At 38.1% G+C, this 2,570-nt stretch carries 3 protein-coding genes; all 3 read left to right on the forward strand.

The features are described 5' to 3' along the window. Positions 1-180 (forward strand): hypothetical protein (locus AB1422_18800; protein ID MEW6621350.1); only part of this gene is annotated, 180 nt, incomplete at its 5' end. Between the two features lie 117 nt (positions 181-297). Continuing rightward, a complete protein-coding gene (gene ispG, locus AB1422_18805) occupies positions 298-1,362 on the forward strand; it encodes a flavodoxin-dependent (E)-4-hydroxy-3-methylbut-2-enyl-diphosphate synthase (protein MEW6621351.1) in 1,065 nt (354 codons plus the stop codon). Positions 1,363-1,385: 23 nt separating this feature from the next. Continuing rightward, positions 1,386-2,273 carry an ABC transporter permease gene (locus AB1422_18810; protein MEW6621352.1) on the forward strand — a complete coding sequence of 296 codons (888 nt, stop codon included), beginning with the start codon at positions 1,386-1,388 and terminating at the stop codon, positions 2,271-2,273. Positions 2,274-2,570: the final 297 nt, after the last annotated feature.

Genomic DNA, 2,570 nt, shown 5'->3' on the forward strand with positions numbered 1-2,570 from the left:
TGTTTCCCACAATCAATTTCTACCTATTTCTATAAATTTCAATCTATTTCTATTATCTTATCTCCATATCACCCTTATCTCCTTATCCCCTTTCTTACACTTTTGATATATAGCCTGAACGGTTACCTATTTTTTATCCGCGAAATATCCGCAACATCCGCGTCATCAGCGTGCTATTAGTGGGTGAATAGATACCTCTTTTTTACACAAGTTCTGCCATAATTAGATTAGCATTGTTGGTATTACCCCTCAAAATTTCATTGACATTTACCGCCTGAATATATATACTTAATAAATATGAATAGAAGATATTCAAAACCTATTCGAGCAGGTAATCTTACAATCGGCGGAGATGCACCTATTTCAGTCCAATCAATGACCAAAACCAAAACAAGTGATGTTAAAACAACGGTCAGGCAAATCAAGCAACTTGAAGATGTTGGTTGCGAAATTATTCGAGTTGGTGTGCCAGATATGGAATCAGCTAAGGTTTTAGGAGTGATTAAAAGACAAATTAGTATCCCTTTGGTTGCGGATATTCATTTTGATTATCGCCTGGCATTAGAGGCCATCGCTCAAGGGGTAGATAAATTAAGGATTAATCCTGGGAATATCAAACAAACGGACAGGGTCGTCAAGATAGTTGAAAAGGCAAAAGAGAGAAATATCCCCATCCGAATTGGGGTAAATTCGGGTTCTGTTGATAGAAAAAAATTTGGCAAGGTAGGCGCAACAGCATTGGTTGAATCAGCCCTCCAGCATATTAAGATATTAGAAGATTTAGACTTCTTTGATATTGTTATTTCACTTAAAGCCACTGATGTGCCAATGACTATCGAGGCGTATCAATTGATGGCGACCAAAGTCGATTACCCCTTTCATATTGGCATAACCGAATCAGGTCTTCCGTGGGCTGGAAGTATAAAATCAGCCGTCGGTATGGGTAGTCTACTTAGCCAGGGGTTAGGGGATACGATTAGAGTTTCTTTAACCGCACAACCTATCGAGGAAGTAAAACTTGGTTATGAAATTTTAAAGGCATTACGGTTACGAGAGACAGGTCTGGAATTAATTTCCTGTCCTACCTGTGCCAGATGTGAAATAGATTTAATCAAGATTGCTAAACAGGTAGAAAAGGAGATTAAAAAATTAAAATTTAAAAAATTAAAATTTAAAATCGCCATTATGGGTTGTGTGGTCAATGGTCCAGGTGAAGCCGCTGACGCTGATATTGGCATTGCCGGGGGTAAAGGAATAGGATTAATATTTAAGAAAGGTAAAATTATAAAAAAGGTGCCGCAAACAGAGTTAGTTGAAACACTACTCTATGAGATTAAATTGATGAGAGATAGTTCACTTTAGGGTTAAAAAAGGGGTGCAGTTACTTGTCCAAAAAAAATTTATTTAAACAAGAATTTAAGGCTAACTGGGAGATATTTAAGGCAAACAAATTAGGTTTATTTGGGCTTTGTTTGGTAATATTTTTTGGGATAATGGCTTTAATTTCTCCTGTCCTACCAATGATAAATGAAATATATAAGCCTATGACCGGGGTTGACCCGGAGATTTTATGGGCAATGCCACCTTCAAAGACTCATATCCTCGGCACAGATTTTATGGGCAGAGATATTTTAAGTCAATTAATGTGTGGGGCACAAATTGCCTTTGTTATTGGTATTACGGCGGCATTGGCCTCAGTCATAATTGGAACGGTCATCGGGTTAATTGCAGGTTATTTTGGTAATGTCATTGACACTTTATTTATGCGTCTGGCAGATATTGTGCTGACATTACCTTCCCTGCCACTTATTATAATTATTGCCGCCGCTATTGGCAAACAGAGTATCTGGATTATTATCTTTATTATTGCCTTGCTTGGTTGGCCTTCTACGGCAAGGATAATTCGGGCTCAAACATTATCATTAAAAGAGCGTCCTTTTGTTGAAGCCGCACGCATTGCCGGGGCAAGTAACATGAGAATAATCTTTTACCACATTGGACCTAATGTTCTCCCATTATCATTTTTGTATATGACCTTTGGGGTAAGTGGCGCAATTTTGACCGAAGCAGGACTAAGTTTTATTGGTCTGGGTGACCCATCGGTCGTAAGCTGGGGTATGATGCTCCAATGGTGTTTTACCACAGGTCATACATTCAAAGCACCTTACTGGATACTTCCACCGGGAATATGTATTTCTCTTCTTACCTTCGCATTTTATCTTATCGGCAGGGCATTAGATGAAGTAATAAATCCAGGATTAAGAGAAAGATGAATTGGATTAAGGTGAATTTAGTAATCTATATCTTACAGGGTAATAAGTCAGTTATTTGGGGGAATGAAAATAGTAGGCAAGTAGGTAGTAGGTAAGTAGGAAAGGGATAAAGGATGTGCACGGTATTCCTCTTCTGGGGGCAATGCCTCCCCCTTTCCTACTTTCAGGGAAAACGGTCATGAGTCTGCGACTCACAAAGTCTTATGGTGAAATGTCAAGTAAAAAATTAAGTTTTTTTAAAAATATTTTTCTTGACTTATATCCCTAAAAAGGCACAAAAATAGTATGTTCGGATAC

The sequence above is a fragment of the bacterium genome, from assembly GCA_040757115.1.
Classification (GTDB): Bacteria; UBA9089; CG2-30-40-21; order CG2-30-40-21; family SBAY01; genus JBFLXS01.

Excerpts from the sequence above, each read along its gene's own strand:
- ispG (MEW6621351.1), top strand. The coding sequence starts at position 298 with ATGAATAGAAGATATTCAAAACCTATTCGAGCAGGTAATCTTACAATC.